A 26,307-nucleotide genomic window follows, 5' to 3' on the forward strand; every position below is an offset into this window, starting at 1 on the left:
AAGCTGATCGTCATGAGCGAGAAGCCGCAGGCCTCCGGCGAAAGCACCCTCACCGTCGTACTGGCCCTGCTGGTCAATCTGGCGATTGCGATCATGAAGGCCGTTGCGGGCGTTTTGACCGGTTCGGCCGCCATTCTCTCGGAGGCCGCCCACTCGGTGGCCGACACGTTCACCGAGGCGCTCCTGCTGACCGCCCTGCGCCGCTCGGACCGCCCTGCCGACCGCCGCCACCCGTTCGGCTACGGCAAGGAGCGCTACTTCTGGTCCCTGCTGGCCGCGGTCTCGATCTTCGCCTCCGGCGCGATGTTCGCGTTCTACGAAGGCTTCCGCACGGTCTTCGGTTCGCCAGAAGAGCAAACCCGGCCGTGGGTGGGCTATCTGGTGCTCGGCCTGGCGTTCGCACTCGAGTCGATCTCGTGGACGCAGGCGTTCCGGCAGGTCCGCTCCGAGTCCGCCGCACACAGCCGCGGTTTCTGGGACTTCCTGCGCGTGTCCGACGATCCGACCGTCAAGACCGTCTTCCTCGAGGACTCGGCCGCCCTCGTCGGCCTGCTGCTCGCGTTCGCGGGCCTCGGTCTGCACCAGCTGACCGGCTCGTCGGTGTGGGACGGCCTCGCTTCACTGGCGATCGGCGTGCTGCTGGCATCGGTCGCCTACGTGCTCGCCCGCACCAACCGCGGCCTGCTGATCGGACGGCAGGCGGACCCGGTGATGGTGAAGGCGATCTGGCGCCGGCTGGGCGAAGTACCCGAGGTGGACGCCGTCGTGGACATCCTGACGATGCTCATCGGCACCGACCGCGTCCTGCTGTGCGCACGACTGGACTTCGACGACGCCCTGACCGCCCACCAACTGGAAGACGCCTGCGTGCGCATCTCCGCGGAACTGCGCGCGGAGTTCCCGGACCTCGACGAGATCTTCCTGGAACCCGTCCCGCGCACCGATCCCGAACTGCGCCGCCGCGTGCTGGAGCGCTACGGGGACCTGAGCTAGCGGCGCGTGTCCGTGCGGCTGAAGTTCAGGTAGGCGCGGCTGGGCGTCGGCCCGCGCTGGCCCTGGTACCGGCTGCCGGCCTGCTTCGAGCCGTACGGGTGCTCCGCCGGGCTCGACAGCTTGAACAGGCACAGCTGCCCGATCTTCATGCCGGGGTGCAGCGTGATGGGCAGGTTCGCGACGTTCGACAGCTCCAGCGTGATGTGCCCGGAGAAGCCGGGGTCGATGAACCCCGCCGTGGAGTGCGTCAGCAGCCCGAGCCGGCCGAGGCTGGACTTGCCTTCGAGCCGCCCGGCCAGATCGTCCGGCAGCGTCACCATCTCGTAGGTCGACCCGAGCACGAACTCGCCGGGGTGCAGCACGAACTGCTCGCCCTCGGGCGTCTCGACCAGGCTCGTCAGCTCGTCCTGCTGCTGCGCGGGGTCGATGTGGGTGTACTTGGTGTTGTTGAAGACCCGGAAGAACCGGTCCAGCCGCACGTCGATGCTCGACGGCTGAAGCATCTCGACGTCGAACGGGTCGAGAGCGAGACGGCCGGACTCGACCTCTTTGCGCAGATCCTGGTCACTCAGCAGCACCCGGACAGGCTAACCGAGTTGGCGTGGTTGGCGAGCCAGCACCGTGGGACGTCACGTTGCCGGTCTGTGTATGATCGGCGGCGAGCTTGATCGCGCGGGTGTAGTTCATTGGTAGAACGACAGCTTCCCAAGCTGTAGAGGCGGGTTCGATTCCCGTCACCCGCTCCACTCGAAGGCCCTCCGGTTGGAGGGCTTTCGTCGTTTCCGGGTCACCCAGGTCCGCACGGCGCTAGTTTCGATCCATGGGGGTAACTACTTTTCGCAGGCCATCGGCCCGCGTCGCCGTTGTGATCATCGCCGTGGTCGTGTACTTCGTCCTGTCGTTCCGGATCTACGACCAGACGGAGGGGTTGGCCGAGTACGCCCTCACCGGGTTGCTCTTCGGCCTGCTGTCGGTGGCGGTGATCCAGACCTGGCGGCTGGCGGTGGTCGTGAGGTCGGACGGGGTGCTCGTGCGCAACTCGTGGCGTGACCAGTTCCTGCGGTGGGACGACATCCAGGGCATCGACCACGAGCAGAGCCGCATCCAGCGCGTGTCGATCTTGATGACCGACGGCCGGGTCGTGCAGTGCGAGGCGATGCGCGGGTGGGCCACCAAGGACGAGCCGCACGCGAAGGCGCTCGTGCAGGCGGTCACCGAACGCCTTGCGGCGCGGGAACAGCAGGCCGGTTAGTCGACCGGCAGGCCCCACGGGCGGCGGTCCAGTTCCGCCCAGCCGCCGCCTCGGGCCAGGGCCGCTCGCACGCCGGCCACGTGGTCGGCGAACGACGCCAGGTCGCCGTGCAGCAGTTCGGCGCGTTCCACGTCCAACGGGTGCGTGTCGTCGTGCCACAGGTCGACGGCGAACGAGGCGACGAACGACATCGACTGCAGCAACTGCAGAAGCGCTGTGGAGGGCCGCAGCGACTCCGCGAGGTAGGAAAGCCGGATCTCCTCGCAGACCTCGAGCAGCGAGCGGACCTGGCGGATGGCGTCGGCCGGTGTGCCGTCCCACGACGGGTCCGGCCACACGCGGTCGCTCAGCTCCAGCCAGAGCCGCCAGCCGGTGGCGAGTTCCGCGTCGTCTGCGGGAGACCACTTACCCATGCATCCACTGTGCATGGGAGGCGGGGAAGAGTCTCGTGACGATGACGCACGCCACGGCAACCAACGGGTCACACATACGTCCTGTAGCGCATGACGCGTTCTTGGCAAGGGCAGAGCGTGAAGAGCCTCGGGACCGGACTCGCCGTGGGCGTGGTCCTCACGGTGCTCGCCCTCCCCGCGCTCCAGTACGAGATCACCGATCACGCCAACCTGATCACGCGCGTGTTCGCCTACGGCTTCCTGCTGGTGCCCGTCGCGGTCGTCACGGTGCTGAGGAGCGAGTTCCCGGTTACGCAGACGACCGGGCTGGTCGCGGGTGCGACGGTGGTGCTGGCGTCCACGGCGCAGACCTACACCGGCACGCCCATGCCCTACGTGTGGCTCGCGGCGGCGACCCTGTTCGGGTGCGCCGCCGCGAGGATCATGCGGAACGAAAGGCTTACGCCTTCACCTTCTCCGGTTCCGGTTCATCGGAGTTGAGCGAGTCGAGCAGGATGTCGCGCTCGGTGTCGGGCTCCTTCTTCAGGAATCCGATCGCCAGGTAGAGCACCAGCGAGAGCAGCAGGGGCCACGACACGAGCACGCCCTTGGTGACCCAGGCGGCCTTGTTCATCTGCTCGATGTACAGGAACGCCCACATGCCCAGGCCGCCGATCACGGAGGCCATCGCCGCGGTCGAGCCGACCTTGCGGAACCACGGCAGCAGGCCGAGCATCAACGGGATCGCGATCGGGCCCATCGTGGCGGCGACCAGGTCGACCACCACCTTGAGCACGAAGCCCTGGCCTCCGGAGGCGATCGCGATGATCATGCTGATGCCGATGAAGGCGAACGTGGTGATGCGGGCCAGCAGCAGCTGGTTGTCCGCCGTGAACGTCTTCACCTTCTTCCAGATGTGCGGCAGCATGTCGCGGTTGATGACGGCGGCGATGACGTTCGCGTCCGACGACACCATGGCCATGGTGTGCGAGAAGAAGCCCGCCAGGACCAGGCCGATCATGCCCGCGGGCAGCATCTGCTTGCCCATCTCGATGTACGCGTTCTCCGCCTGAGCGCCTTCGAGGCCCGGCACGATCAGCGGCGCCGCCCACATCGGGAAGAACAGGACGAGCGGCCACACGAGCCACAGCGCGGACGAGAGCAGTGCCGAGCGCTTGGCCGCGAAGCCCGACGGCGCGGCCATGTACCGCTGCGCCAGGTTCCACATGCCGCCGTTGTACTCCAGCGTCTTGATCAGGAAGAGCGCCATGAGGAACGTCGACGTGTACGGGCCGGCGAGCGGGTCGCTGTGGCTCTCCGGGAGCTTGTCCCAGATCGTCACGGGGAAGTCCCAGCCGAGGCGGCCGGCGACGGCGAAGAGCATCGCGAAGCCCGCGGCGGCCTGGATGATGAACTGGCCGAAGTCGGTGAGCGCGTCGGCCCAGAGACCGCCGAGCACCGAGTACAGCATCGTGACCAGGCCGATGATGATGATGCCCCAGGTGATCGGGACGCCCGCGAAGCCGCGCAGCAGGATCGAGACGGCCGCCCACTTGGCGGCGATGTCGACGACCTTGAGCAACGCGCCCGCGTAGGCCATGACCTGCTGGGTGGGCAGGTTGTAGCGCTTGGCCAGGTACTCGAGCGGCGACTTGACGTCGTGCTTCGAGCGCAGCCGGTTCCACCGCGGGGCGAACAGGAACGCACCGATGCCGACGCCGATGCCGATCGTCAATGACCACCACACGTAGACGGTGAGTCCGAGCCGGTACGCCTCAGAGGCGAACGCGACGAACATGACCGCGCTGTAGCCCGACATGTGGTGCGAGATGCCGGACAACCACCACGGCATCTTGCCGCCTGCCGTGAAGAAGTCGGCGATGTTGTGGACCCGCCCACGCGACCAGAGCCCGATGGCGACCATCACGAAGAAATAGCCGACAACCACGACCCAATCGAGGGTGCCCATGTGACCTCCTTGCGTGCACACACGTGTGCCCGCGAGAGCACCAGGCCTCATGGCGGCGGAACCTGGCACATCCGCACGGGATATGTGACGTAGGTCTTACGAGACTGTTGCCGTGGGGCGGAAGACCTTCGGCCGTCTTGAATCACATTCGTGACCCTTGTTCATACACATGAACCGACTATTCCGCGTCACACGTCCGAGGGAACTACGTCACTCCTCTGGAAGCACGAACGGAGGTGCTGATGCTCCCGCCCAGCCGGCCTGCCCCCGGCGTCGCGCTGATCGATCCGGTGCCGCTCTACCGCGAAGGCCTGTCCGCCCTGATCAGAAGGACCCCAGGCCTGCGCTGGCTCGGTTCGACCGGCGATCTGCACGCTGCCGTTCGCCTGCACGAACGACTGCGTCCCGACGTGCTGCTCATCGACTCCGTGCTCGACCCGGTCGGCCACGTGGCCCGGCTGCTGGTCGAACGCGACCCGGCCCTGCTGGTCATCGGGCTGGTCCGCGACGCGCACTCGCACGCGAACTACGTGACGACGGCGTTAGAGGCAGGTGTCCGCGGCGTCGTACCGCGATCGGCCCAGCCGGAGCAGATCGTCCGGGTGATCGCCGAGACCTTCCGTTCGCGCGGGTACGTGCACCCCGACCTGCGGCCGAAGGAACGGCCGATGCTGACCAAGCGCGAGTACGAGGTGCTCACGCTCATCGCCGACGGCCTGGAGAACCAGCAGGTCGCGAACGAGCTGATCCTGTCCGTGGAGACCGTGCGGACCCACGTGAAGGGCATCCTGCGCAAGCTCAGCGCACGCGACCGGACGCACGCGGTGTCGCTCGCCTACCGGTCAGGCCTGCTGATCGGCCGACCAGCCGTGCTCGAGTAACCCGAACACCTCGTCGGCCGCCCGTTCGCGGTCGGGCCGATCGAAGATCACGTCCCGCGCCTCCAGGGCGAACCGGGCCAGTGCCGCGCACCTGACGTCGTCCGCCGGCGCGCCGATCTCCTCCGCGATGGCCGCCGCCAGCGCGCCCTGGTGCCGCGTCCACATCCGGTGCCCGTACTCGCGCAGCGCGGACGTGTCCAGCACCAGCCGCTGGAAGACCTCGAACTGCGGGTGGTCGGCGTGCCCTTTCGCCGCCTGCACGAAGTGGTCGCGCAACGCCATCGGGATCGACCGGCCCTCGCGGTTGCGCACAGCCGCCACCAGCGCCGACTCCTGCTGCTCGTCCTCGTCGAAGAGCAGCGCCTCCTTGCTCGGGAAGTGCTTGAACAGCGTCGTCACCGACACGTCCGCGGTGTCGGCGATCTCCTTCACACCCACGGCGTCGAACCCGCGCTCGAGGAACAGCCTCGTCGCCGCGTCGGAGATCGACTGACGGGTCTGCAGCTTCTTCCGCTCGCGGCGGCCGAGCTCGCTCACCGCCCGATCGTACCGCATGGGTTGAGCAGGTTCAAAAGTGTAGCGGTTGCACTTTCGCAGTCGATACGCTTACATTGAGCCATGACCACACCACGCATCGCCATCGCAGGGGCCGGCATCGGCGGCCTCACCTGTGCCCGCGTCCTCCAGCTGCACGGCTTCGAGAACGTCACCGTCTTCGAGCGGGAGAGCTCGCCGGAGGCCCGCCAGCAGGGCGGCACCATCGATCTGCACGCCGGCAGCGGCCAGGAGGCCGTGCGGGCCGCGGGTCTCTTCGACCAGTGGCGCGCACTCGCCCGCTTCGAGGGCCAGGAGCAGCGCAAGGTCGACCACGCCACGGCCGCGTTGGTCGAGCACGAACCGGCGGAGGGCGACTTCCGGCCGGAGATCGACCGCGGCCAGCTGCGCCGGCTCCTGCTCGACTCGCTCGCGCCGGGAACCGTCACCTGGGGCCTGGGCATCGACTCGGCGAAGCCGGGCGAGATCACCTTCCTGGACGGCTCCACCGCCACGTTCGACCTGGTCATCGGGGCGGACGGCGCCTGGTCGCGGGTCCGTCCCGCCCTGACGCAGGCCGTGCCGCTGTACACCGGCGTGATGTTCGTCGAGACCCGGCACGACAACGACGAACGGCTGCTCGACCTCACCGGCCAGGGCACGATGGTCGCGGACGACGACGGCCTGATGCTCTGGGCTCAGCGCAACAGCGGCGATCACATCCGCGCCTATGCGTGCGTGCGCGCGAGCGAGGATTGGAAGCCCTCCAACGCTGACCTGAAGGAGCTCTACGCGGGCTGGCACCCGTCGCTGCTGGCGTTCCTCGAGGGCGAGCTCATCTACCGCCCGCTGTACTCGCTGCCGGTGCCCCACGTCTGGGAGCACACGCCCGGCGTGACGCTGCTCGGCGACGCCGCCCACCTGCAGCCTCCGCTCGGCGTCGGGGCGAACCTCGCCATGCAGGACGCGGCCGAACTGGCGCTCGCGATCGCCGCGGACGGCGTCCGGGACGGGGTGCGGGCCTACGAATCCGTCATGTTGCCCCGCTCGGTGAGCTTCGCCGAGCGAACGAACCCCGCATTGCTCGAGATGGTCCGTGAGCGCCCAGCGCACGTCTGACCAGCACGGCAAGCCGAGGGCCAGAGCTTCCAGCTGGCAACGCCCCCGGCAGCGCCTCGGCAGCGGTCGTCCGGATCGCTTGGACGCGGCCTTCGGCTGCTCACGCCTGGCACACCGCACCCGCCCTCACGTGTCCGCCGCAGGGCGTCCTGCCATGACGTCCGTAGCGCGACGCCTGCCGTCGGTGTCCGCCGCACGACACATGCCCTGCGTGTCCGCTCGCAGCACCTGCCCCACGGCATCCACAGCGCAACGCCTGCCTACGTGTCCGCTCGCGACGCCTGCCCCACGTCGCCTGGCACACGTGTTCGCCCACGCGTGCGGCCCGCCACGCCCGCCGCACGTGTCCGCCCAGCCACGCCTACCGCGCCGGCACCTGCCGTGCGGTGTCCGAGACGAGGTGCGAGCTCCCTGAACCTGTCATGCCGTCCCGCCCGCCGAGCAACTCACCCAGATGACCCCCGGCCGCCCGATACACGTCTGACCGGCCCTCATGCCCGATTCAGGTCACTCAGTGGACTGTCTACTTCGCCACCAGTGGGTGGTCGGCCTTGCCGGGGTTACTGTCGGGTAATACTCTGTTGTTACCGGTCAGTAGGCGACCCCGCCGCGACCCTGAGGAGTGAGCTGACGAGATGGGCCACTACAAGAGCAACGTCCGGGATCTCGAGTTCAACCTGTTCGAGGTCTTCAACGTGCAGGACCACCTCGGCACGGGGCCGTTCGAGCAGTCCGACGAGGACACGGCGCGCAGCGTGCTGGCCGAGGTGAAGAACCTCGCGGAGGGTGTCCTGGGGGACTCCTTCGTCGACGCCGACCGCAACCCGCCGGTGTTCGACCCGGCGACGCACTCGGCAACCCTGCCGGAGTCGCTGAAGAAGTCGTACCAGGCGGTGTGGGACGGCGAGTGGTACCGCCTGTTCCTGCCGAACGAGCTGGGCGGCTTCGGCACCCCGCCGTCCGTCACCTGGGCCGCGTCCGAGCTGCTGCTCGGGGCGAACCCGGCCGTCTACATGTACCTGGCGGGTCCGAGCTTCGCGACGGTCGTCTACAACAACGGCACCGAGCGTGACAAGCAGTGGGCCCAGCTGATGATCGACCGCGGCTGGGGCGCCACGATGGTGCTGACCGAGCCGGACGCCGGTTCCGACGTCGGCGCCGGCCGCACCAAGGCCTTCAAGCAGGCGGACGGTTCCTGGCACATCGACGGCGTGAAGCGCTTCATCACGTCGGCCGACCAGGACCTGACCGAGAACATCATGCACATGGTGCTCGCGCGTCCCGAGGGCGAAGGCGTCGAGGCGAGGCCGGGCACCAAGGGCCTGTCGCTCTTCCTGGTGCCGAAGTTCCACTTCGACCCGGAGTCCGGTGAGCTGGGCGAGCGCAACGGCGCCTTCGTCACCAACGTCGAGCACAAGATGGGCCTCAAGGCGTCCACCACGTGCGAGCTGACGTTCGGCCAGCACGGCGTGCCCGCCAAGGGCTGGCTGCTGGGCGAGGTGCACGACGGCATCGCGCAGATGTTCGACGTCATCGAGTACGCCCGCATGATGGTCGGCACCAAGGCCATCGCGACGCTGTCGACCGGTTACCTGAACGCGCTGTCCTACGCCAAGGAGCGCGTGCAGAGCGCCGACCTGACGCGCATGACGGACAAGACCGCGCCCCGCGTCACCATCACCAACCACCCTGACGTGCGTCGCAGCCTGATGCTGCAGAAGGCGTACGCCGAGGGCCTGCGCGCCGTGTACCTGTACACCGCGACCCAGCAGGACAAGGTGATGCTCGGCGGCGACGACGCCAAGCTGGCGGCCCAGGTCAACGACCTGCTGCTGCCGATCGTCAAGGGCGTCGGTTCCGAGCGCGCGTACGAGCAGCTGGCGCAGTCGCTGCAGACGCTGGGCGGTTCGGGCTTCCTGCAGGAGTACCCGATCGAGCAGTACATCCGCGACGCGAAGATCGACTCGCTGTACGAGGGCACCACGGCCATCCAGTCGCTGGACTTCTTCTTCCGGAAGATCATCCGCGACAAGGGCCAGGCGCTCACGTTCATCAACGGCGAGATCCAGAAGTTCCTCGACAACGAGGGCGGCAACGGTCGCCTGAAGGAGGAGCGGGCGCTGCTCAAGCAGGGTCTCGAAGACCTGCAGGGCATGCTCGGCGCGCTGGTCGGGTTCCTGACCACCTCGCAGGAGGACGTCCGCAATCTCTACAAGGTCGGCCAGAACTCGGTCCGCCTGCTGATGACCGCGGGCGACGTCCTCGTGGGCTGGCTGCTGCTGCGCCAGGCCGAGGTCGCGCTGGAGAAGCTCGGTGGCACGCCGTCCGCCAAGGACAAGGCGTTCTACGAGGGCAAGATCGCCGTGGCGTCGTTCTTCGCGAAGACCGTGCTGCCGGAGCTCACCTCGCGCCGCAAGATCGCCGAGTCCACGGACAACGCGCTGATGGACATCGACGAGAGCGTTTTCTAAAGCGCCTCACGGACGACGGGTCCGCGCATCCCCTGCCCGGGGTGCGCGGACCCGTTTTTCATTGCGTCACAGGAGCATCGGGCCGATGGCGGCGCCGACGTTGAACGCGGCGGTCGCGTAGGAACCGGCCATCGTGGGCGCCCCTGACGCGTGGTGCAGCACGCGCGCGATCAACGTGCTGCCGACCGCGAACGACAGCACGCCGAGCACGAAGACCAGTGCCAGCAACGCGATCGGCTCCCTGCCGAGCACGTCGAGACTCACCCAGCCGGCGAGCACCAACGGCCCGCCGAACGCCACGACAGGCCGTGGCGAGGTGTCGGCGAGCCTGCCGCCGATCACCACGCCGAGGAACGAGCCGACACCGAACAGCACCAGCGCGACCGGCACCCACCACTCGCTCAGCCCGGCGACGTCCGTCACCACCGGGGCGAGGAATGTGAAGTGGCCGAACGTCACCGCGTTCACGAGGACCGCGAGAGCGATGACCAACGCCAGCCTCGGCTTGACCAGTTCGGCGAGTTCCGGACGCAACGCGGGTGGAGCGGCATGCTCCAGGTGCGCCGGAATCCCTTGCAGCACACCGATCGCGGCCGGCACGCAGAGCACGGCGACCGCGAGGAACGTGGCGCGCCAGCCGAGCGCGGTGCCGAGCAGCGCCCCTCCCGGCACACCGGCGATCGTGGCCACCGTCGTGCCGGACAGCAGCACGGCGAGCGCCCGTCCACGTCGTTGCGGCGGCACGAGCGCGGCGGCCGTTGTCAGTGCCACAGCGAGAAACCCGGCATTCGCGAGAGCGGCGAGCACCCTGGAGACCAGCAACAGCGCGAAACTCGTCGTGGCGGCACCGGCCACGTGCGCGACCAGGAACACGACGACGAACCCGAACAGGCTCAGGCGCGGCGACCAGGTGCGGGCGAGCACCGCCAGCAGCGGCGCTCCGACGGCCATGCCCGCGGCGAACGCGGAGGTGAGCAGGCCGGCGGTGCCGACGGACACGTCGAAGTCCGCGGCGATGGCGGGCAACAGCCCGGAGAGCATGAACTCGGAAGTGCCCATGGCGAACACGGCCAGGGCAAGCAGGTACAGCGAAAAAGGCACGGAGGAGCTCCGAGGGATGAAGGGTTTTCGGGGCTGACGGTTAGACCGCAGACCCGACCCTGGATGCCTCAGGACTCGACATGACCGCACGCTAGCGCGATCACCTCACCGGATGCAGCTTGATTTCGTTGTCAGTTGACAGTCCCTCGTTCGGAATCAAAGATTGGCCGGTGTTCCTGTACCTGCTGATGGTGTGCGCGATCGCCGGCGTCTTGGCGCTCGCGACGGTCGTCCTGCGCCGCTTGAAGAACCGGCAGGTCCGCCAGGACGAGCTGTGGTTCGGGTACCGGCGGCACATGAACGAGCTGCGCGACGCGTCGCCGGGAGCAGAGCTGGCGAGCGTCGCGCAGGTGTACCAACGAGCGGGGAGCGGCACCAAGGCCGTGATCGCGTGGCAGCGGACAGGGGTCGAGCAGGACTCCTGGTTCGAGGCGATGAACCCGGATCCGGGTGATCTCCTGCTGCTGCGGGGAAGTCCCGGCTGGGGTCCGGACAACACCAGCCCCAACGTCTTCTACGTGGCCGCGGGGCAGGTCCTGGCGTCGATGACGGTGGAGGCGCAGGCGGCCGCGGCCCGGCATCGGCACAGGCTCGCGGCCACCGGCATCACTCCTTGAGCGCCCGCGCGGCGGCGAAGCAGTAGAAGCCGAACGCGGCGATGCCGATCGCCACCGCGGACAGCAGGAACATGCCGTAAGGCTGTGCCGCCAACGTCTTCAGGGCCTTGTCCATGCCACCGGACTGCTCGGGGTCCGCGTTGATCGCGGCGAGCCCGACGAGGACACCGATCACGCCGTACGCGGCGCCCTTGCCGATCCAGCCGACCCTGCCGACCGGTTCGATCCACTTCGGAGCTCGACTCATGTCGAGGTCCTTCTCGAAGGACTTCTTGACGCCCTTGTAGATGATCACGCCGGCGATGGCGAGAATGCCGATCGCCACGGCGCCGACGAGGAACTGGCCGGCGGGCAGGGCGAGCACCTGCGCCGTCAGTTCCTGCTGCTGCTGGTTCTGGTCACCGCCGCCGCCGGAGCCCGTCGCGTACTTGAAGGCACCCAGCGCGATACCGGTCGCCGTGACGGCGCGGGCCGCGGACCCGATGCGCTTGGAGATCCGCTTCCGCTTCTTCCCGATGTACGTGTACCCCACGAACGCGAGAAGCAGCTGCCACAGCGCGAAGAACACGAGCCCGATGCCCAGCGTCCACAGCAGCCACACGCCGCCCTGGGCGATGTCGCTGACCGCGCCCTTCGAGTCGGCCTGTTCGGAGTCACCGAACGCGACCTGGATCGCAAGCCACGCCACAAGGACGTGCACGACCCCGTACAACACCATCCCCGCGCGTCCGAGCGTCTGGACGACGGGGTGTCTTCGCGCTTCCTGCGCAACAGTGGCCACGAAGGGGTGAATACCCCCGCGTGGCCACCGTGAACCTGAATGTTGCTCAGCCGCCGGGCGGCGGCTCACAGATGATCTTGAACTGCGGGTCGTAGCGGACCGTGCGCGACTCGTTGCGGGACTGGCCGGAGCGGCGGTCCGTGATCGTGCGGGTGTCCGTCACCGAGAAGCCGGGGGCGCCGTTGCTCGGCGCGCAGCCGGCCTTGCTGACCTTCTTCTCCTGCGGCTGGGTGGGGTTGAATTCGCCGCTGGTGGAGCCGGTGACGTCGTAGTTCTTGGTGCCCCAGAGCACGATCTTGATCGACGAGCCGGTCCAGATCGTCTGGATGGCGACACCCGTGTCGTCCGGGTTCGTGAACGCGATGTCGATCAGGCTGTTGCCCGCGTTGTCCATGAACACGGTGGCCTCGCGGCCCTTCGGGTACCGCGTGATCCAGTAGCTGTGCTCTCGGTGGCCCGCGTCCTTCATGCCCGCGTAGTAGTACGCGTTGTAGAGCGTGGTCGCGAACTGCGAGATGCCGCCACCGACCGCCATGCCGGGGATGCCGTTCTCGATGATGCCCGCCTCGACGTAGCCCTGCGCGGTACCGCGGGGGCCCGTGTACTTGTTGAGGCTGAACGTCTCCTTGGGCTTCACGATCGCGCCGTTGACCTTCTCGGCGACCACCCGGATGTTGACGCCGGAGGCGGCGGCGAAGCCACCGGTCTGGAACTCGCCGATGACCTCCTTGATGCCCATCTTGTTCGCCTGCTCGGTGGTGACCTTCGCGGGCGTGTGCTTGTACTCGAACTTGACCTCGCGCGCGTCCGTCTTCTTCAGCGTGTCGAAGTAGGGCTGGAGGTTCTTGTCCCAGTCGAGGTCGAGGCCGTCCACCGAAGGCTTGACCGTCGGCTTGCCGCCCTCGAAGACGATCTCGGCGTCCTTGCCCTCCTTGACCGTGTCCTTGAGCTGCGGCGCGGTCACCTCGGCGAGCTTGTCCTTGTTCGGCGTGACGTTCAGCGCGCCGCCGTCGCCGGGAGCGAAGGCCAGCGTGGCCCCGATCTGCTCCGGCGAGAGCGTCGCGTCCTTGCCCTCGCCCTTGATGACGACAGGACCGGAGACCGCGGTCTTCACGACGTCGTTGAGCGCCTTCTCGACGCCCTCCTTGGTCGTCTTGACGGCGGTGAAGTCCATCGGGACCTCGACCGGGTTGCCGGACGCCCAGTTCGCGACCACGGCACCGGCCGCGTCCTCGGCCTTGAGCTTCTGGCCGTCGTGCGGGTCGACGGCGACGGGCTTCGCGCCCTCGAACTTGATGGTGCCCTCGATCGGCTCGTGGTCGAGCTTGGGGCGCAGGGCCTCGAGCGCGCCGGAGACCTTCGCGTCGTCCGCCTTCGTCGCGACACCGACCTCACGGCTGGTGAAGAACGAGGTGACGCGCGTGATCGGGCTCAGCGGCTGGCTGCCCGCACGGTCGATCGTGCCGTTCCAGTCGAGCTCCAGACCCGCGGACTTGGGGTCGAGCTCGGCGGTGACGTCGCCGGCCTTGAGCGCGACGGGCTTGTCGAGGCGCGGACCGATCTCGTCACGCAGCTTCTTCTCGGCGTCGGCGTGGCTCAGACCGCCGACGTCGACACCCGCCACCGTCACGCCGCGCGGCACGTTGCCGCTGGACACGAGGATGTCGAGGCCGTAGAGCAGGCCGAAGGCGCCGACCACGGCCGCGGCCACGATGACCGCCCGCTTCCGGTTGAACTTCGGCTGGGCCTCGTCCTCGCCGGGCTCGATCATCACCGGCCCGTAGACACCGGAGTCCTCCGGCCGCGGTTCCGGTGGCAGCACCGGCCTCATGTACTCGGTCGCGTCCTCGCTGGCCGGGTACCCGACACCGGGCACGGCAGCGGTGACGGTCGGCTCGCTCGAGTCCGGCTCCTCAGACGGCCACGCCTCGGTCGAGGTGTCCACCCGGACCGGAGCGATCTTGGTCGTCTGCTCGGAGGAGGTGCCGCCGGGACCCACCGGAGGCATCGCTCTCGTCTTGTCAGCGTCGTACGGCACAGCTCTCCCCGTCGCCCTGTCTCTCCTGAGGTGGCAAATGTGTGCAGCTATCAGGCGTCGATCACAACCGGCGGCTCATAGATACAGACCAGTACCGTGCTCGGTGAGCTCCGTCGCAACCGCGTGCAGATCGCGTTCCCTCATCACGAGATACGTGGTGCCGTGCACCTCGACCTCAAGCTGATCTTCCGGGTTGAACATCACCCGGTCGCCGACCTTCACGTGGCGCACGCTGGTACCGACTCCGAACACATCACCCCACGCCAACCGCTTCGCCATCTGGGCCGTAGCGGGGATCACGATGCCACCGCTGGAACGCCGCTCGCCATCCTCCGGCGAAATGCGGACCATTACCCGGTCGTACAGCATCTGGATCTCGAGCTTGACATCAGGCACCCGCAGAGTCTACGTGGCCTGCGGACCCTCCTCGTCCATGCCGCCCATGAGCAACGGAAGTCTGGTAGGTGCATCGGCAACAACTCGAACCGGCACCCCCCAGTCCTGCCTGGTCAGGCGGCAGACCGGGTGTTCGTCGGCAGGATCGTCACTGCAACTGGCGGCCTGCGCTACGACGTGCAAAACGCCGTTCGTGACCTGATCGTTGATCCGCAACGCCCGTACCAGTTCCGTGCCGACGCCCGCGCCTTCCAGGATCAGCTCCGGGGGTGAGCTGGTGATCTCGAGACGGGTGGACGGTCCGTACCTTTCGTCCAGTTTCGTCCCAGTCGGCGGGGTGAAGATGACCGCCAGCTCGAACGCTCCCGCCCCGATGTCGGTCGACGGGCGCTTCACCTCGTGGGCCGCGCCGTCGATCTTCGTCGCGGCCGCCGCGAACCGTTCGAGCCGATGCGCCGCACTCGCGACGACCACGAGCTCGTCGTCGACGATCAGCGCGTCGGACGGCTCGGCGATGTCCGTGGCGATGGTGGTGAGGGTGTTCGTCTCGGGGTCGAAGCGCCTGATGGCGTTGTTGTAGGTGTCGCTGATGGCGACCGAGTGGTCTTTGAGGACCGTGACGCCCAGCGGGTGCTGCAGGAGCGCCTCGTCCGCGTCGCCGTCCTTGTGGCCGAACGCGAACAGCCCCTTGCCGATGACCGTGTGAACCTCGCCGTTCTCGAGATAGCGCAGCGCGCTCGTCTCGGAGTCGACCATCCACAACCGGTCGCCGTCCGCCGCGAGCCCGGACGTCTGCGCGAAGAAAGCGCCTTCCGCCGGTCCGTCGTTGATGCCCTCGACGGTCGTGCCCGCGAGTCGTTCGACGGTGTTCCGCGCGGGGTCGAAGAAGCTCAGCGTGTGGTTGCCGGCCATGGCGATGGCGACGCCGCCGTTCCACCAGGCGACGTCCCACGGGCTGGTCAGCTCGATCTTGTCGGCGGGCCCGTCCGTCTCGCCGTCACGCCACTGCTCGCCGGTGCCCGCGAGGGTCGTGACCTCACCGGTGTCGAGATTGAGGCCGCGGAGGAGGTGGTTGACCGTGTCCGCGATGACGACGTCGTAGCCGTGAGTGTTGGGAACCAGCGTGAGACCCGCGGGCTCGGAGAAGGTGGGCGTGGTGCCGTCCTGCCGCCCGCGTTCGCCGGTGCCGATGCGACGGATGACGGTCTCGCCGTCCGCTTCGAGCTCCACGACGCTGTGGTGGGCGGAGTCGCTGACGAGGAGCGTGTTGCTCGGCGTCACGATGGCCTTCGCCGGGAACCGCAGCGTGGTGTTCGCCGGCTCCGGCGCCTGGTACGGCCCTTCGCCGCGATGCAGCGTGCCCTTCTCGTCGTGCTCGTCGATCAGCTCTTTGATGATGGTCTTCAGCGCCTCGACGTGCCCCTCACCAGCGGCGACGTGCACCACGTAGCCCTCGGGGTCGACCAGCGCGAGCGTCGGCCACGCCTTCACGGCGTAGTGCTGCCAGGTCGTCAGCTCGGGGTCGTCCAGGACCGGGTGGTGCACCTCGTACCGCTCGACGGCGGCCTTGAGCGCCTCGGGGTCGGCCTCGTGGACGAACTTCGGCGAGTGCACGCCGATGGTGACGAGGACGTCCTCGAACTCCTTCTCGAGGGGCCGCAGCTCGTCCAGGACGTGCAGGCAGTTGATGCAGCAGAAGGTCCAGAAGTCGAGCAGCACGATCTTGCCGCGCAGGTCCTTGAGGCTGATCTGCTCGCCGCCGGTGTTCAGCCAGCCCCGTCCTACCAGCTCAGGGGCACGGACACGGGCACGGCGCTTCACAGTCGTCACGGCGGTATCCAACACTGTGGACAGTCGGGGTGTTCCGGCGTCCATCAGGTGAGAAGTACGGCTTTGAGGTCGGCGACGCTCTGCCGCCACTGCGGGCCGCTGATGGTCTCGTCCCACAGTTCCGGGAGCTCCGAATCCGCCGCCAGGATGCGGTCGAGGGCTCGCGCGGCGAGGGGTCGCAGGTCGGGTGAGAGGACCGGCAACGGCTTGTCGGGGGCGTACGCAGTGGTGATCGGCGTGCCGCCGGGACACTGCGCCGCGATCAGCGCGGCCGAGGCCAGTGCCTTGCACGCCTCGTAGCTGTCGAGGTACTCGTCAGTCTCGATCGTGCGGGTCAGCGCGGTGCGGATGATGTTCTCGCGCTCGATCTCCGGTGCCTCGTCGAGAGAGCCGGAGAAGTCCGCGGCGGTGTCGTTGTCGAAGTGTCCGATGTCCCAGGTGCCCATGGCGGCGATCTTCGCAGCCACCACCGACAATTTCGGTCACGGCAGTTTCAGGCCCGGCTTCTCGCCGTCGTCGAACACCGGCGCCACCGTGATCTCCGCTTCCGACAGGTCCACCTCACCACCGGCGAACCGGGGCGCCGCGGAACGACACCTCGCCGCCGTTGAACTCCGCGCCCTCGAACTTCACGCGGCCGCCGCTGAACTGCGCGCCGTGGAACGTGACGCGTGCGCCGGCGAAGGTCGCGCCGCCGAACCACACCTCGCCGCCGCTCACCTTCATGCCGTCGAACGACACCCAGCCGCCGGGGAAGCGCGCCAGGCTGAGCACCAGGTTGCCGCCGGTCACGTGGATGCCGGCGAAGTCCGCTGCGCGCAGCACCGCCCTGGTGAGGTGGAAGTCGTGGCCCTGCCAGCTCGTCGGGGCGTCGTCGCGCAGGTGGGCGGCGATGACGCTGGTGATCGAGAGGCGGACCTCGGTCTCCTCGTCGTGGTCCCATTCCGAGTCCAGCGACGGCTCGTACGGGATGCGGAGGTACGCGCACAGCACGTCGATGCACGTCTGGCGTTGCGTGGTCCATTCGTCTGCCAGCGACGCCATGGCGTAGAGGCCGGCCAGGCGGACTGTGGGCTTGTCGTGGCCGATCTGGTTGCAGGCGGTGGCGAAGCGTTCGTTGAGGACCTTGGCGTGTTCGCGTTTCTCTGCGGACTCACCGACGCGTTGCTTGCGGTAGGCCACCACCAGCGCGACGACGCCGCCCACGCCGGCGACCACCGACAGCGCGATCTTGATGATGTCGACTCGGGTGTTCACCGCGGCCGGCATGCCCAGGGCCAGCCACAGGAGCGCGGCGGCGATCGCGAAGACCGCCAGGCCGATCAGCACCACCGTGCCTATGTGCGTCCGGATCGACCAGAGTTCGCGATCAGCCTTCGCCACGGCGCGAGCGTAGTGGGGAAGGTCAGACGCTGGTGTCGTATGCGATGCTCCCCTCGTAGACGACGTCGCCGAAGGTCGCGGTGAAGTAGTCGGCGAGATAGCCCCGGCCGTCGTTCTCCCACTCGAACGCCACACCGATGTCGATCTGCGGCAGCTCTTCGCCCGGCGCGACCTGGGCGCTGCTGCGGCAGGTCGCCGATTCGCGGGCGATCTCGCACTTCCAGCCGTCGCCGTCGCCGTTGATGACGACGGTGACCGCCTCGCCGTTGTGGTCGTTCGGTTTGATCTTGAACTGGATCGCCGGCTTCTTCAGCGTCTTGTCGCCCGCGTTGCGGAACTTCACGACCACGTCGACCGGATGCTGGCGGTACCGGATTTGGCGCGGATACGTGGCGGCGTACCCCATCCCGTCGAGGTCCAGTTCGAACCAGTCCGTCGGTACCGGAGGTTCGGCCGAAGGAGCCTCGGTCGGCGTTGGTGCCGAACAGGCCGCGACGAACAACAGCAGCAGAGCCCCCAGAGATCTCCCCATGCGTTCGACGGTAACCGAGGATCAGGTGCCCGCGTCGTAACGGAAGATCACGTTGGGCGCGACGTCCGCCCAGTGGACGACCACGCTGGTCTGGCCTGCCTTGGTGTGCCGCATGGTCAGCGTCAGCGGGGCCCACGTGCCGCCGGCCGCGGTGGTGCCGGTGGCGGTGCACGCGATGTCACGGCCACCTTCGCACGCCCAGCCCTCGCCGCCGACGGTCAGGTCGCCCTCGCCGTCCATGTCCTCGACGACGAACCTGATGCGGGCGTCCGACTGCGGTGTGCTGCCGGTGTTGCGCGCCGTCAGGGTGAAGTCGATGGGCTGCACGCGGTAGACGAATCCCATCTCCTGCGGGGAGTTCTGCCACTCGCGGACGCCGTTGACCTCCGTCGTGATCTCGAACGGTTCCTGCCTGGGCGGCGTCGGCGGCATCGTGGACTCGCTCGTGGGTTCGGGTGACGGAGTGGCTTGAGGCGCGGCCTGGGAGGCGCAGGCAGCCAGCAGCAACGCCAGGGCCGACACCGCGATGAGCCTCATCGGACCAGCGTATCCGCGTGACGCGTGTCCGGCAGGCGGGAAGGTTGGCCAGAACTCGCCAGTAGCGGTCATCATGGAGGCAGACCGCCCGTCTGAACCTTTTCGCCGTGCTCGGCGTAGAGGACGCCGGGAGGTGCGTGATGGTGGAGTACCTGGTGATCGGTGCAGGTCCGGCGGGCTTGCAGATGGGGCGCTTTCTACACCGTGCAGGCCGCGACTACCTGATCGTCGAGGCGGGACCGGAGCCGGCGAGCTTCTTCCGGACGTTCCCGCGGCATCGTGTGCTCTCGACGGACGACAACTCGCTGTTCGAGGGCGTGCCGTTCGCGCGCTACAGCAAGAGGTCCTTCCCCAACGCGGACGACCTGGTGCGGTACCTGGAGGACTTCGCGCGGCCGTTGAACGTCCGCTACAACACGCCGGTCAGCGACACCGGGCAGTACAACGCGCGGCACGTCATCGTCGCCACCGGCAAGAAGCCTTACGTGCCAGGTGTTCCCGGCGTCGAGCACGCGGAGACGTACGCGACGGCCAGCACCGATCCGACCGAGTACGCGGGGAAGCGGGTGCTGATCATCGGACGTGGGCACAGCGCGTTCGAGACGGCGGACAACATCGCGTCCACGGCGCGGATCACGCACACCGTCGGGCGGACGGTGCAACGGGTCGTCAAGGAGGGCAACGAGTTCGTCGCGACGATCGACGGCACCGGCGAACTGCGCTACGACAAGGTGATCGTGTGCACCGGGTTCCGCAGGGACACCACGCTCGACGCGCCCGAGGTGCACGTGCTCACCGGCGATTCGATCAAGGCGATCCGGCACGCGGCCAGGGCGTTGCACCGGACGTTGGAGGCCGAGCACCACGGGGTGCCGTGGCCGCACCGCCGGTTGCGCAACCGGCCGGACGCGCTCGCCGCCACCATCGCGACGCGCGCCGGCGAGATTCCGGACGGACTGGCGGATGTCGTTGTGACGCAAGGACAGCACGCGTTGCTCTACGACGAGATGCCCACGGCCGAACGCAACGGGTTCGTCGTCACGAGCACGCAGGTGAGGCACTACCGGCGCAACGAGCTGATCGCGGTCGAGCGCCGGTTGCACCGCAAGCCGCTGGAGAGGTTCTTCTCGCAGCAGCTCGCGGTGCCGTGCATCGCCTAGACGGGGAGCGTGCGCGCGAGGAACTTCACGGACTGGTCCCAGGCACGGTCGGCGGCGGCCTCGTCGTACCAGGGGCCGAGGTGGTTGAGGAACGCGTGACCTGCGGGCTCCAGGTGGATCTCGGCGCCCTCGTGCGACGGCACCGCGTCCACGACCTTCTGGTAGCCGGTGATGAACGCGTCCTCGGAGCCGAAGACGAACTGGATCGGGCAGGACACCTGGTCCAACGTGCCGATCTGGTCCGGCACGCCCGAGCCGTAGAACGACACGGCGGTGTCCGGGTCGGCAACGACGGCCGCGTTGTAGGCCAGGGTGCCGCCGAGGCAGAAGCCGAGCACGCCGACGCCGCCGGTGACCTCGGGCAGGCCGCGCAGGTACTCGACCGACGCGACGACGTCCCGCACCGCGAGCGGGAAGTCGAGGTTGCCGACGACCTCCATGGACTTCGCGATGCCGGCCTCGTCGTGCTCGCCGACCCAGCCCGGCTGGAAGCGGTGGAACAGCTCGGGCACGGCCACGACGTAGCCGAGCGCGGCGAGCTTCTCGGCGATGCCTCGCAGGTACCCGTCCAGGCCGAAGATCTCCTGGATCAGCACGATGCCGGGGCCGGAACCGGACTCCGGGAGCCAAACCGGCAACGGCATGTCGTCAACTCGATGGGTCATGGATCGATCTTGCCCGAACTAGGTGGCCAGCAGCGGACCTCCGTTCTGAACGAGGACGTACGCCGCGCTCCCCGCGACCACGGCCGTGACTGCCGCGATCGTCCCCAGCGTTCCGAAGTCCCTGTGCTCGGACATCGCCACCACGCCGAACACGATGAACCCCAGCGCCACCACCCCCGAGACGACGGTGATCAGCGGCGACTCGCTCCACCCCCACTTCACCAGGAAGAACAAGCCGAGCCCGATCGCCAGCAGCACGAGCGTGATCGCTGCTTCCCCGAAGAAATCGCCGACGTGCTTCATTGAGGCCCCCATCCCCTTGCCGATCAAAACTCGAACGCACCAGGCAGCCGAGTTGTTGAATAATCTGCCGATGATCAGGTTGATCGCGACCGACCTCGACGGCACGCTGCTGCAACCGGGCGGGGTGCTGAGCGACCGCACCCGCGCCACGCTCCACGCCGTCGACGCGGACGTCGTGGTCGTCACGGCACGGCCGCCGCGGTTCGTGCAGGACCTGGAGCTGACCGGGACGGCGATCTGCTCCAACGGCGCGATGATCTACGACCTGACGAACCGCGAGGTCACGCACGCGCAGACGGTGCCGCTCGACGTCGTGAGGAAGGTGTCGGAGGCGTTGGCCGAGGTGATCCCGAACGTCGGCATCGCGGTCGAGACCGGGCTGGAGGTGCTGTCAGAGCCCGGTTTCCAGGGGTTCGGGCCGAAGAATCCACACAGGACACTGGAGTTGCTCGACCACGTCCTCGCGGAGGCGCACCAGGTCGTGCAGATGCTCGCCTGGGCGCCGGACGCCGAGGTCGACCACATGATGGAGATCGCCAGAGAGGCCGTCGGTCAGCACGTCACGGTCACGCACTCGGGCGGGCTCGGGTTGCTGGAGATCAGCCCGCCGGGCGTCTCGAAGGCCGCCACGCTCGAATCCCTGTGCAACACAAGGGGAATCGGCAAGGACGAGGTCATCGCGTTCGGAGACATGCCGAACGACCTGTCGGTGCTGGGGTGGGCCGGCACGGCGTACGCGATGGGCAACGCGCACCCGCTCGTGAAGCAGGCCTGCACCAACCACGCGCCGCCGAACACCGAGGACGGCGTCGCGCAGATCCTCGAAAGCCTCTTCAAGCTCTAACGGCGCGGCACCGAGGTGGGTCCCACCACCCCGGCGCCCAGCGCCATCACCCGCTGCCGCAACGCGCGGTCAGCGGTCACCACCGTCACGACTCGTCCAGCGCCTTCGGCCCGGACGACCTCGACGATCGTGTCGTCGCCCTCGCCGGGAGCCGAGACCACCCGGACGTCGTCGACAGAGGAAACGTTGCGCGCCTTGCCTTCCACGACCAGGACGACCTCCTCGTCGCGGCCGCGCAGGGCGTCGCGAAGGCGTTCGGCCGCGCCCGCTCTGTCGCGCCACCACCCGTCCGGGACCGATCCCACGACGTTGGCTGCATCGACCACGAGCAACGGCTTCACACCCTCAGAGTGCCTCAGCCCCGGCGTGCCCGCAGTGCGTCCAGCGAGTCCGGGCCCTCGTCCACGGCAAGTGCCGCAACGGGAGCGGCGGAGACCCCGGCCCAGCGCAGCACGGCGGCGGTCGCGGCGGCGCGTTCCTTCTCGGGCAGCTTGGCGATGTTCGAGCCGTGGTTGCCACCAGGCACCGAGTACGACAGCGAGTCACGCGTGCCCGGTCCGAGGCGGAACGGTTCCGCGCTCCACGGGTCGTTCTGGCCGTTCACGAACAGCAGCCGCGAACCCTGGTAACGCACCCACGAGTCCACGTCGCGCATCGCCGACCGGTCGAAACGCGGGAACCTGATGTCGGGCGACACCATCGACCGGGGCACCGAGGAACCGGGGTAGCGCAGCAGGTCGCGCACCGCCGACTCGTCCGCCTCCGGCCAGCCGAGCTGCGTGCCTGCCTGGTAGTAGTACGCCGTGTAGGGCGCGACGCCGGCGTCGTTGTAGAAGTCCCAGCCCACGGTCTTGTCGATGAACGTCCAGAGGTCGTCCACCGAGGCACCCGCGCCGGGAACCAGCGCGCACTGCTCCTGGGTGCCGTACTGCCAGAACGTGAACGGCGTGTCCAGGACCAGGATCTCCAGCGCCTTGTGCGCGCTGCCGAACTGCTTGTACGTGTAGCCCTTGGCTTCCAGCCGCGAGACGAACTCGTCGCGGTGCTGCAGGATCTGCCGCTGCACGCCCTCGAGACGCTGGTTGCACGCCGGGTCGTCGCCGACCTCGCGGATGAACTCGCCGTAGACGTCACGGTCGTTCACCACGTCGTTCGGCGCCACGTACGCGATGGTCGCGTCGACGTCGCGCGGGAAGAAGCGGCGGTGGTAGATCGACGTCATGCCGCCCTTGCTGGCACCCGTCGAGAGCCACTTCGCGCCGTAGATCTTCTTGAACGCGGCGACGATCCGGTGGTGGTCGTTGGCGGCCTGCCAGATGTTCAGGTCGTCCCAGTCGGCCGGCGCGGGCCGCGAGGGCGTGAAGAACCGCTGTTCGACGCTGATCTGGTTGCCGTCGACGAGCCGGGCGGGCTCGGACGGGCTCGGACCCGACAGGTTGTAGCCGGAGGTGTGCAGCACCATCGGCTTCGATTCGGCCTTGTGCAGCAATGACAAGCGCTGCTCGAACTTCGTGCCGCGCGGCCTGCGGTGGTCCGCGGGCTGCTGGATGCCGAGGACGAACGTCCGCGCGGTGCCGGACGTCCCCTCGCTGATGATCCGCACGCCGGGGATGGCGGCGATGCGGTCCTTGATGTCAGGGGCGGCGGACACGACCGCCGCGGTGGCCACGACCTGTGCGGACACCAGGCCGAACGCCAGCAGGGAGCGCGCGAGTCTGTTCACCACGCCAAACTATTGAGCGCGCACGCCCCGCCGGACCGGCCGATCGTCGGGCTTATTCGTAGCTGGCGAAATAAGACGCGGCCATGTCCTTGTCGCCGTGCCCGCCGTCGACCGCGCGGCTCAGCCGTTCGGCGGACGCCTGCGCGACGTCGAGGCGCACGTTCGCCCGTTCCGCCGCCTCCGCGACGAGCCGCGCGTCCTTCAACGCGTTCTCGACGGTGAACGCGGGCTCGAAGGAACGGGCGATGATCGCGCCGCCCTTCATCTGCAGGTACGGGGTGTCGATCGCGCCGCCGGACATGGCCTCCAGGAACAGCTTCGGGTCGAGCCCGGACGCCTCGGCCAGCGACACGGCCTCGCCGACCGCCGCGGTGAGCGCGAGCACCCAGCTGTTCGCGACGAGCTTCAGCTTCGACGACGCACCGGCTTCACCGACCCACATCGTGCGGGCCCCGATCACGTCGAACACGGGCTGCACGCGCTCGCGCAGTTCGTCGGCACCGGACGCGAGCACGACGAGCTTGCCTTCGGCGGCGGGCTTCGTGCTGCCGAGCACGGGGGCGTCGACGAACTCCAGCCCGAGCGAACGGGCCAGCGCGATGTGGTCCTCGGTGGAGTCGATGCCGACCGTGGACGCCTGGATCCACACGGCGTCGTGCGGCAGGGACTCGGCGGCGGCCTGGATGGCCGCGGTGACCGTGGGGCCGTCGTTGAGCACCGTCAGCACGATCTCCGCGCCCTCGACGGCGGCAGCGGGGGTGTCGGCGACGGTGGCGCCCTGCGCGGCGAGCGGTTCGGCCTTGGCGCGCGTGCGGTTCCAGACCCGGACCTCATGTCCGGCCGCGGCGAGGTTGGCTGCGATGGGGGCACCCATGAGGCCGGTGCCGAGCACGGCGATCTTCATGTCCCCCAGCAAACAAGAAACCCCGCGGTGCTGCCAGGTCGGGGGTCCGACAGCACCGCGGGGTCAACAGTGACATCGGCGGACCGACGTGCGCTGTTACAACGCCATCATACTGTGGCGCGCATCACGTTTAACAGAATGAAACCCCTGGAGCGCGGGAGGTGCTCCAGGGGTTCCCGTTGGGGAGGCACTCGCGACGGGGCGCCGTGCGAGTGCCGGGTCGTGGTCAGCGGAGGGTGGTGACCTGAGCCTGGGCGATGGCCATCAGCTCGTGACGCATGGACGGGGTGGTCGCCATGTCGATCGCGCGAGCCACGGCCTTCCGGTTGCGCGCCTCGGCACGGCGGGCGCGGAGCTTCGCTGCGAAGTTCATCTCGGTCTGCACTTCCCTCTGTGAGGTCTGTTTGGTTGGTAACCCAAGTATGCACCTACGCGCACACAAAAGCACGCGATTATCCGGTGAGGTGGGGCACATGCCGATGAATCATCGGCTGACAACGTGAACAGCCGGACAACGCTGGGGTTGCGCCGGGGTGCGCCGGATCACTCCTCGCGGCCGAGCAGGAACCTGCCGAAGTGCGGCACGGTGAAGGCGATCTGACCCCGTTCCGCGCTGTAGACCAGGCCTTTCTTGATGAGCGAGTCCCGCGCGGGCGACAGCGACGAGGGCTTGCGCTTGAGGTGGTCGGCCACCTGGGCGGTGTTGACGCCCGCATCCTTTCCGTCGGTCAACTCGGCCATCGACCGGAGATACTCGCGTTCAGCGGGCGTCGCACGCTCGTATCGGGAGCCGAAGAACCCCACGGCCAGCTCCGCGTCGGCCTCGGGAGCGGCCACGGAGACATCCATCGCGGTGATCGGATCGGCAGGAGCGGCGTCCCAGGCGGCCTTGCCGTAGGCCTGGATGAAGTACGGGTAGCCGCCGGACGCGTCGAACAACGCGTCGAGCGCCTCGTCCGTGATGCCCGCGTCCTCCCGTTCGACCGGGGCGAGCACGGCGCGGTCGGCGTCCTCCCGGCTCAGGCGATCGATGCGGACGTAGCGGAAGAGGCGTTCCGAGTAGGACTTGCTCGCGGACAGGACCGCCGGCAGATGCGGTAGGCCGGCGCCGACGACCACCAGCGGCGCGCCGATCTGTGAGAGCTCGTGACACGCCGCGCACAACGCGCTGATGTCGTCCGGCTTGAGGTCCTGCATCTCGTCGATGAGCAGCGCGACGCCCGTGCCGACGTCCTGCGCGAGTTCGGCGACGTCGGTGAACAGCTCGACCAGGTCGATCTCGATGTCACCGGAGTCCGCACGACCGGACGCCGCCGGGACGTCGATGCCGGGCTGCCAGCGGTCGCGCAGCTTGGCGCCGTCCGGAGCCGCTCTCAGTGCGAACGCCTTGAGGATCCCGAGGATCGCCTCGACCCGGTCCGGCGCGCGGTGCCGGACCGCGAGATCCCGGATCGCCCGGTGCAGCGCGGCGGACAGCGGTCTGCGGAGGTCCGCATCCGGCCTGGCCTCGACCTTGCCCGCGCCCCAGCCGCGTTTGACCGCCATCGACCGCAGCTCGCCGAGCAGCACGGTCTTGCCGACGCCCCGCAGCCCCGTCAGCACGAGGCTGCGTTCGGGACGGCCGCGGGCCACCCGTTCGAGCACCACCTCGAACGCGCCGACCTCTTTGTCCCGGCCGGCGAGCTCAGGAGGCCGCTGGCCTGCACCGGGGGCGAACGGATTGCGCACCGGGTCCATGGCTCGCACCGTATCCGCGTTTCTAGCGACGGCTCTAGAGACGCGCAGACGAACCTCGAAGTGGGGCCGGATGCCGCTGTATACGTTTATCTAGTGATGGAGCAATAGAGCTTAATAGTTGCGGATGAACCTCGGTGCCGGTTGG

The 26,307-nt window shown here is 68.3% G+C and carries 28 protein-coding genes, 1 tRNA gene and 1 pseudogene; 10 read left to right on the top strand and 20 right to left on the bottom strand.

Going from position 1 to position 26,307, the window contains the following annotated elements; translation table 11 throughout:
• The first annotated feature begins 12 nt into the window (after positions 1–12).
• Entirely contained in the window at positions 13–993 is a 981-nt protein-coding gene (locus ACH413_RS15515; protein WP_360040638.1) for a cation diffusion facilitator family transporter, read from the top strand.
• Here ACH413_RS15515 and dcd read toward each other — a convergent pair.
• Complete coding sequence (gene dcd / locus ACH413_RS15520; RefSeq protein ID WP_360040636.1) at positions 990–1,571, bottom strand: dCTP deaminase; 582 nt, start codon at positions 1,569–1,571, stop codon at positions 990–992. The two genes, ACH413_RS15515 and dcd, sit on opposite strands and share 4 nt — an antisense overlap.
• Before the next feature lie 94 nt (positions 1,572–1,665).
• Here dcd and ACH413_RS15525 point away from each other — a divergent pair.
• Together ACH413_RS15525 and ACH413_RS15530 are read left to right on the top strand one after the other, a co-directional pair.
• Positions 1,666–1,739 (top strand) — tRNA-Gly (locus ACH413_RS15525).
• Between the two features lie 74 nt (positions 1,740–1,813).
• Positions 1,814–2,245 (top strand): PH domain-containing protein, encoded by a 432-nt coding sequence (locus ACH413_RS15530; protein WP_360040633.1) that lies wholly within the window; start codon positions 1,814–1,816, stop codon positions 2,243–2,245.
• Here the strand turns inward: ACH413_RS15530 and ACH413_RS15535 are convergent.
• Complete coding sequence (locus tag ACH413_RS15535) at positions 2,242–2,658, bottom strand: hypothetical protein (protein WP_360040630.1); 417 nt, start codon at positions 2,656–2,658, stop codon at positions 2,242–2,244. The genes ACH413_RS15530 and ACH413_RS15535 overlap by 4 nt on opposite strands.
• A 117-nt stretch (positions 2,659–2,775) precedes the next feature.
• Here ACH413_RS15535 and ACH413_RS15540 point away from each other — a divergent pair, with 117 nt between their 5' ends.
• Positions 2,776–3,138, top strand: coding sequence for a hypothetical protein (locus tag ACH413_RS15540; RefSeq protein ID WP_360040628.1), 363 nt, complete (start codon positions 2,776–2,778; stop codon positions 3,136–3,138).
• Here the strand turns inward: ACH413_RS15540 and ACH413_RS15545 are convergent.
• Positions 3,098–4,606 (bottom strand): sodium:solute symporter family protein, encoded by a 1,509-nt coding sequence (locus ACH413_RS15545; RefSeq protein ID WP_360040625.1) that lies wholly within the window; start codon positions 4,604–4,606, stop codon positions 3,098–3,100. The two genes, ACH413_RS15540 and ACH413_RS15545, sit on opposite strands and share 41 nt — an antisense overlap.
• A gap of 242 nt (positions 4,607–4,848) precedes the next feature.
• On the opposite strand from ACH413_RS15545, the gene ACH413_RS15550 reads away from it, so the two are divergent.
• On the top strand, positions 4,849–5,487 hold the full coding sequence (locus ACH413_RS15550) for a response regulator transcription factor (protein WP_360040622.1): 639 nt from the start codon (positions 4,849–4,851) through the stop codon (positions 5,485–5,487).
• Here ACH413_RS15550 and ACH413_RS15555 read toward each other — a convergent pair.
• Positions 5,449–6,024, bottom strand: coding sequence for a helix-turn-helix domain-containing protein (locus ACH413_RS15555; protein ID WP_360040619.1), 576 nt, complete (start codon positions 6,022–6,024; stop codon positions 5,449–5,451). The two genes, ACH413_RS15550 and ACH413_RS15555, sit on opposite strands and share 39 nt — an antisense overlap.
• Before the next feature lie 81 nt (positions 6,025–6,105).
• Here ACH413_RS15555 and ACH413_RS15560 point away from each other — a divergent pair, with 81 nt between their 5' ends.
• Both ACH413_RS15560 and ACH413_RS15565 read left to right on the top strand, forming a co-directional pair.
• The gene (locus ACH413_RS15560) at positions 6,106–7,140 is read left to right on the top strand and encodes an FAD-dependent monooxygenase (RefSeq protein WP_360040616.1); all 1,035 of its coding nucleotides are present in this window, start codon (positions 6,106–6,108) and stop codon (positions 7,138–7,140) included.
• Positions 7,141–7,775: 635 nt separating this feature from the next.
• Positions 7,776–9,611, top strand: coding sequence for an acyl-CoA dehydrogenase (locus tag ACH413_RS15565; protein WP_360040614.1), 1,836 nt, complete (start codon positions 7,776–7,778; stop codon positions 9,609–9,611).
• A 72-nt stretch (positions 9,612–9,683) separates the two neighbouring features.
• Here ACH413_RS15565 and ACH413_RS15570 read toward each other — a convergent pair.
• Positions 9,684–10,712: pseudogene (locus tag ACH413_RS15570) on the bottom strand (Cmx/CmrA family chloramphenicol efflux MFS transporter); the annotation flags it as partial.
• 170 nt (positions 10,713–10,882) lie between these two features.
• Between ACH413_RS15570 and ACH413_RS15575 the strand changes: the two are divergent.
• The gene (locus tag ACH413_RS15575) at positions 10,883–11,329 is read left to right on the top strand and encodes a hypothetical protein (protein ID WP_360040608.1); all 447 of its coding nucleotides are present in this window, start codon (positions 10,883–10,885) and stop codon (positions 11,327–11,329) included.
• Here ACH413_RS15575 and ACH413_RS15580 read toward each other — a convergent pair.
• From ACH413_RS15580 to ACH413_RS15615, 8 genes are all read right to left on the bottom strand, one after another.
• On the bottom strand, positions 11,319–12,110 hold the full coding sequence (locus tag ACH413_RS15580) for a DUF1206 domain-containing protein (protein WP_360040606.1): 792 nt from the start codon (positions 12,108–12,110) through the stop codon (positions 11,319–11,321). The genes ACH413_RS15575 and ACH413_RS15580 overlap by 11 nt on opposite strands.
• A 46-nt stretch (positions 12,111–12,156) precedes the next feature.
• Complete coding sequence (locus ACH413_RS15585) at positions 12,157–13,941, bottom strand: VanW family protein (protein WP_396425011.1); 1,785 nt, start codon at positions 13,939–13,941, stop codon at positions 12,157–12,159.
• A 282-nt stretch (positions 13,942–14,223) separates the two neighbouring features.
• Positions 14,224–14,517 (bottom strand): co-chaperone GroES, encoded by a 294-nt coding sequence (locus ACH413_RS15590; RefSeq protein ID WP_084401587.1) that lies wholly within the window; start codon positions 14,515–14,517, stop codon positions 14,224–14,226.
• A 36-nt stretch (positions 14,518–14,553) separates the two neighbouring features.
• Positions 14,554–16,419, bottom strand: a complete 1,866-nt coding sequence (locus tag ACH413_RS15595; protein ID WP_360040600.1) for an NHL domain-containing thioredoxin family protein — start codon at positions 16,417–16,419, stop codon at positions 14,554–14,556.
• Positions 16,419–16,841: a DUF4259 domain-containing protein gene (locus ACH413_RS15600; protein ID WP_360040597.1), complete on the bottom strand. Its 423-nt coding sequence runs from the start codon at positions 16,839–16,841 to the stop codon at positions 16,419–16,421. The genes ACH413_RS15595 and ACH413_RS15600 overlap by 1 nt, the downstream gene beginning before the upstream one ends.
• A 94-nt stretch (positions 16,842–16,935) precedes the next feature.
• Positions 16,936–17,757, bottom strand: a complete 822-nt coding sequence (locus ACH413_RS15605; RefSeq protein ID WP_360040594.1) for a hypothetical protein — start codon at positions 17,755–17,757, stop codon at positions 16,936–16,938.
• A 22-nt stretch (positions 17,758–17,779) separates the two neighbouring features.
• Entirely contained in the window at positions 17,780–18,289 is a 510-nt protein-coding gene (locus ACH413_RS15610) for a hypothetical protein (RefSeq protein WP_360040592.1), read from the bottom strand.
• Positions 18,290–18,310: 21 nt separating this feature from the next.
• Positions 18,311–18,826 carry a hypothetical protein gene (locus tag ACH413_RS15615; RefSeq protein WP_360040589.1) on the bottom strand — a complete coding sequence of 172 codons (516 nt, stop codon included), beginning with the start codon at positions 18,824–18,826 and terminating at the stop codon, positions 18,311–18,313.
• A 107-nt stretch (positions 18,827–18,933) separates the two neighbouring features.
• Between ACH413_RS15615 and ACH413_RS15620 the strand changes: the two genes are divergently transcribed.
• Positions 18,934–19,986: an NAD(P)-binding domain-containing protein gene (locus ACH413_RS15620; RefSeq protein WP_360040587.1), complete on the top strand. Its 1,053-nt coding sequence runs from the start codon at positions 18,934–18,936 to the stop codon at positions 19,984–19,986.
• On the opposite strand, the gene ACH413_RS15625 is transcribed toward ACH413_RS15620, so the two are convergent.
• Both ACH413_RS15625 and ACH413_RS15630 read right to left on the bottom strand, forming a co-directional pair.
• Positions 19,983–20,651: a dienelactone hydrolase family protein gene (locus ACH413_RS15625; protein WP_360040584.1), complete on the bottom strand. Its 669-nt coding sequence runs from the start codon at positions 20,649–20,651 to the stop codon at positions 19,983–19,985. The genes ACH413_RS15620 and ACH413_RS15625 overlap by 4 nt on opposite strands.
• 18 nt (positions 20,652–20,669) lie before the next feature.
• Positions 20,670–20,954, bottom strand: coding sequence for a hypothetical protein (locus ACH413_RS15630; RefSeq protein ID WP_360040581.1), 285 nt, complete (start codon positions 20,952–20,954; stop codon positions 20,670–20,672).
• Between the two features lie 70 nt (positions 20,955–21,024).
• On the opposite strand from ACH413_RS15630, the gene ACH413_RS15635 reads away from it, so the two are divergent.
• Entirely contained in the window at positions 21,025–21,798 is a 774-nt protein-coding gene (locus ACH413_RS15635; RefSeq protein WP_360040579.1) for an HAD-IIB family hydrolase, read from the top strand.
• Here the strand turns inward: ACH413_RS15635 and ACH413_RS15640 are convergent.
• The 5 genes from ACH413_RS15640 to ACH413_RS15660 form a co-directional block, all read right to left on the bottom strand.
• Positions 21,795–22,139 (bottom strand): NTP pyrophosphohydrolase, encoded by a 345-nt coding sequence (locus ACH413_RS15640; protein ID WP_360040576.1) that lies wholly within the window; start codon positions 22,137–22,139, stop codon positions 21,795–21,797. The two genes, ACH413_RS15635 and ACH413_RS15640, sit on opposite strands and share 4 nt — an antisense overlap.
• 14 nt (positions 22,140–22,153) lie before the next feature.
• A complete protein-coding gene (locus ACH413_RS15645) occupies positions 22,154–23,521 on the bottom strand; it encodes a S28 family serine protease (RefSeq protein WP_360040574.1) in 1,368 nt (455 codons plus the stop codon).
• Between the two features lie 52 nt (positions 23,522–23,573).
• Entirely contained in the window at positions 23,574–24,425 is an 852-nt protein-coding gene (locus ACH413_RS15650) for an NAD(P)-dependent oxidoreductase (RefSeq protein WP_360040571.1), read from the bottom strand.
• Between the two features lie 226 nt (positions 24,426–24,651).
• Entirely contained in the window at positions 24,652–24,798 is a 147-nt protein-coding gene (locus ACH413_RS15655) for a hypothetical protein (RefSeq protein ID WP_169746017.1), read from the bottom strand.
• 170 nt (positions 24,799–24,968) lie between these two features.
• Complete coding sequence (locus ACH413_RS15660; protein ID WP_030480083.1) at positions 24,969–26,162, bottom strand: ATP-binding protein; 1,194 nt, start codon at positions 26,160–26,162, stop codon at positions 24,969–24,971.
• Positions 26,163–26,307: the final 145 nt, after the last annotated feature.

Source organism: Lentzea sp. NPDC020367 (assembly GCF_044387305.1).
Taxonomy (GTDB): Bacteria; Actinomycetota; Actinomycetes; order Mycobacteriales; family Pseudonocardiaceae; genus Lentzea.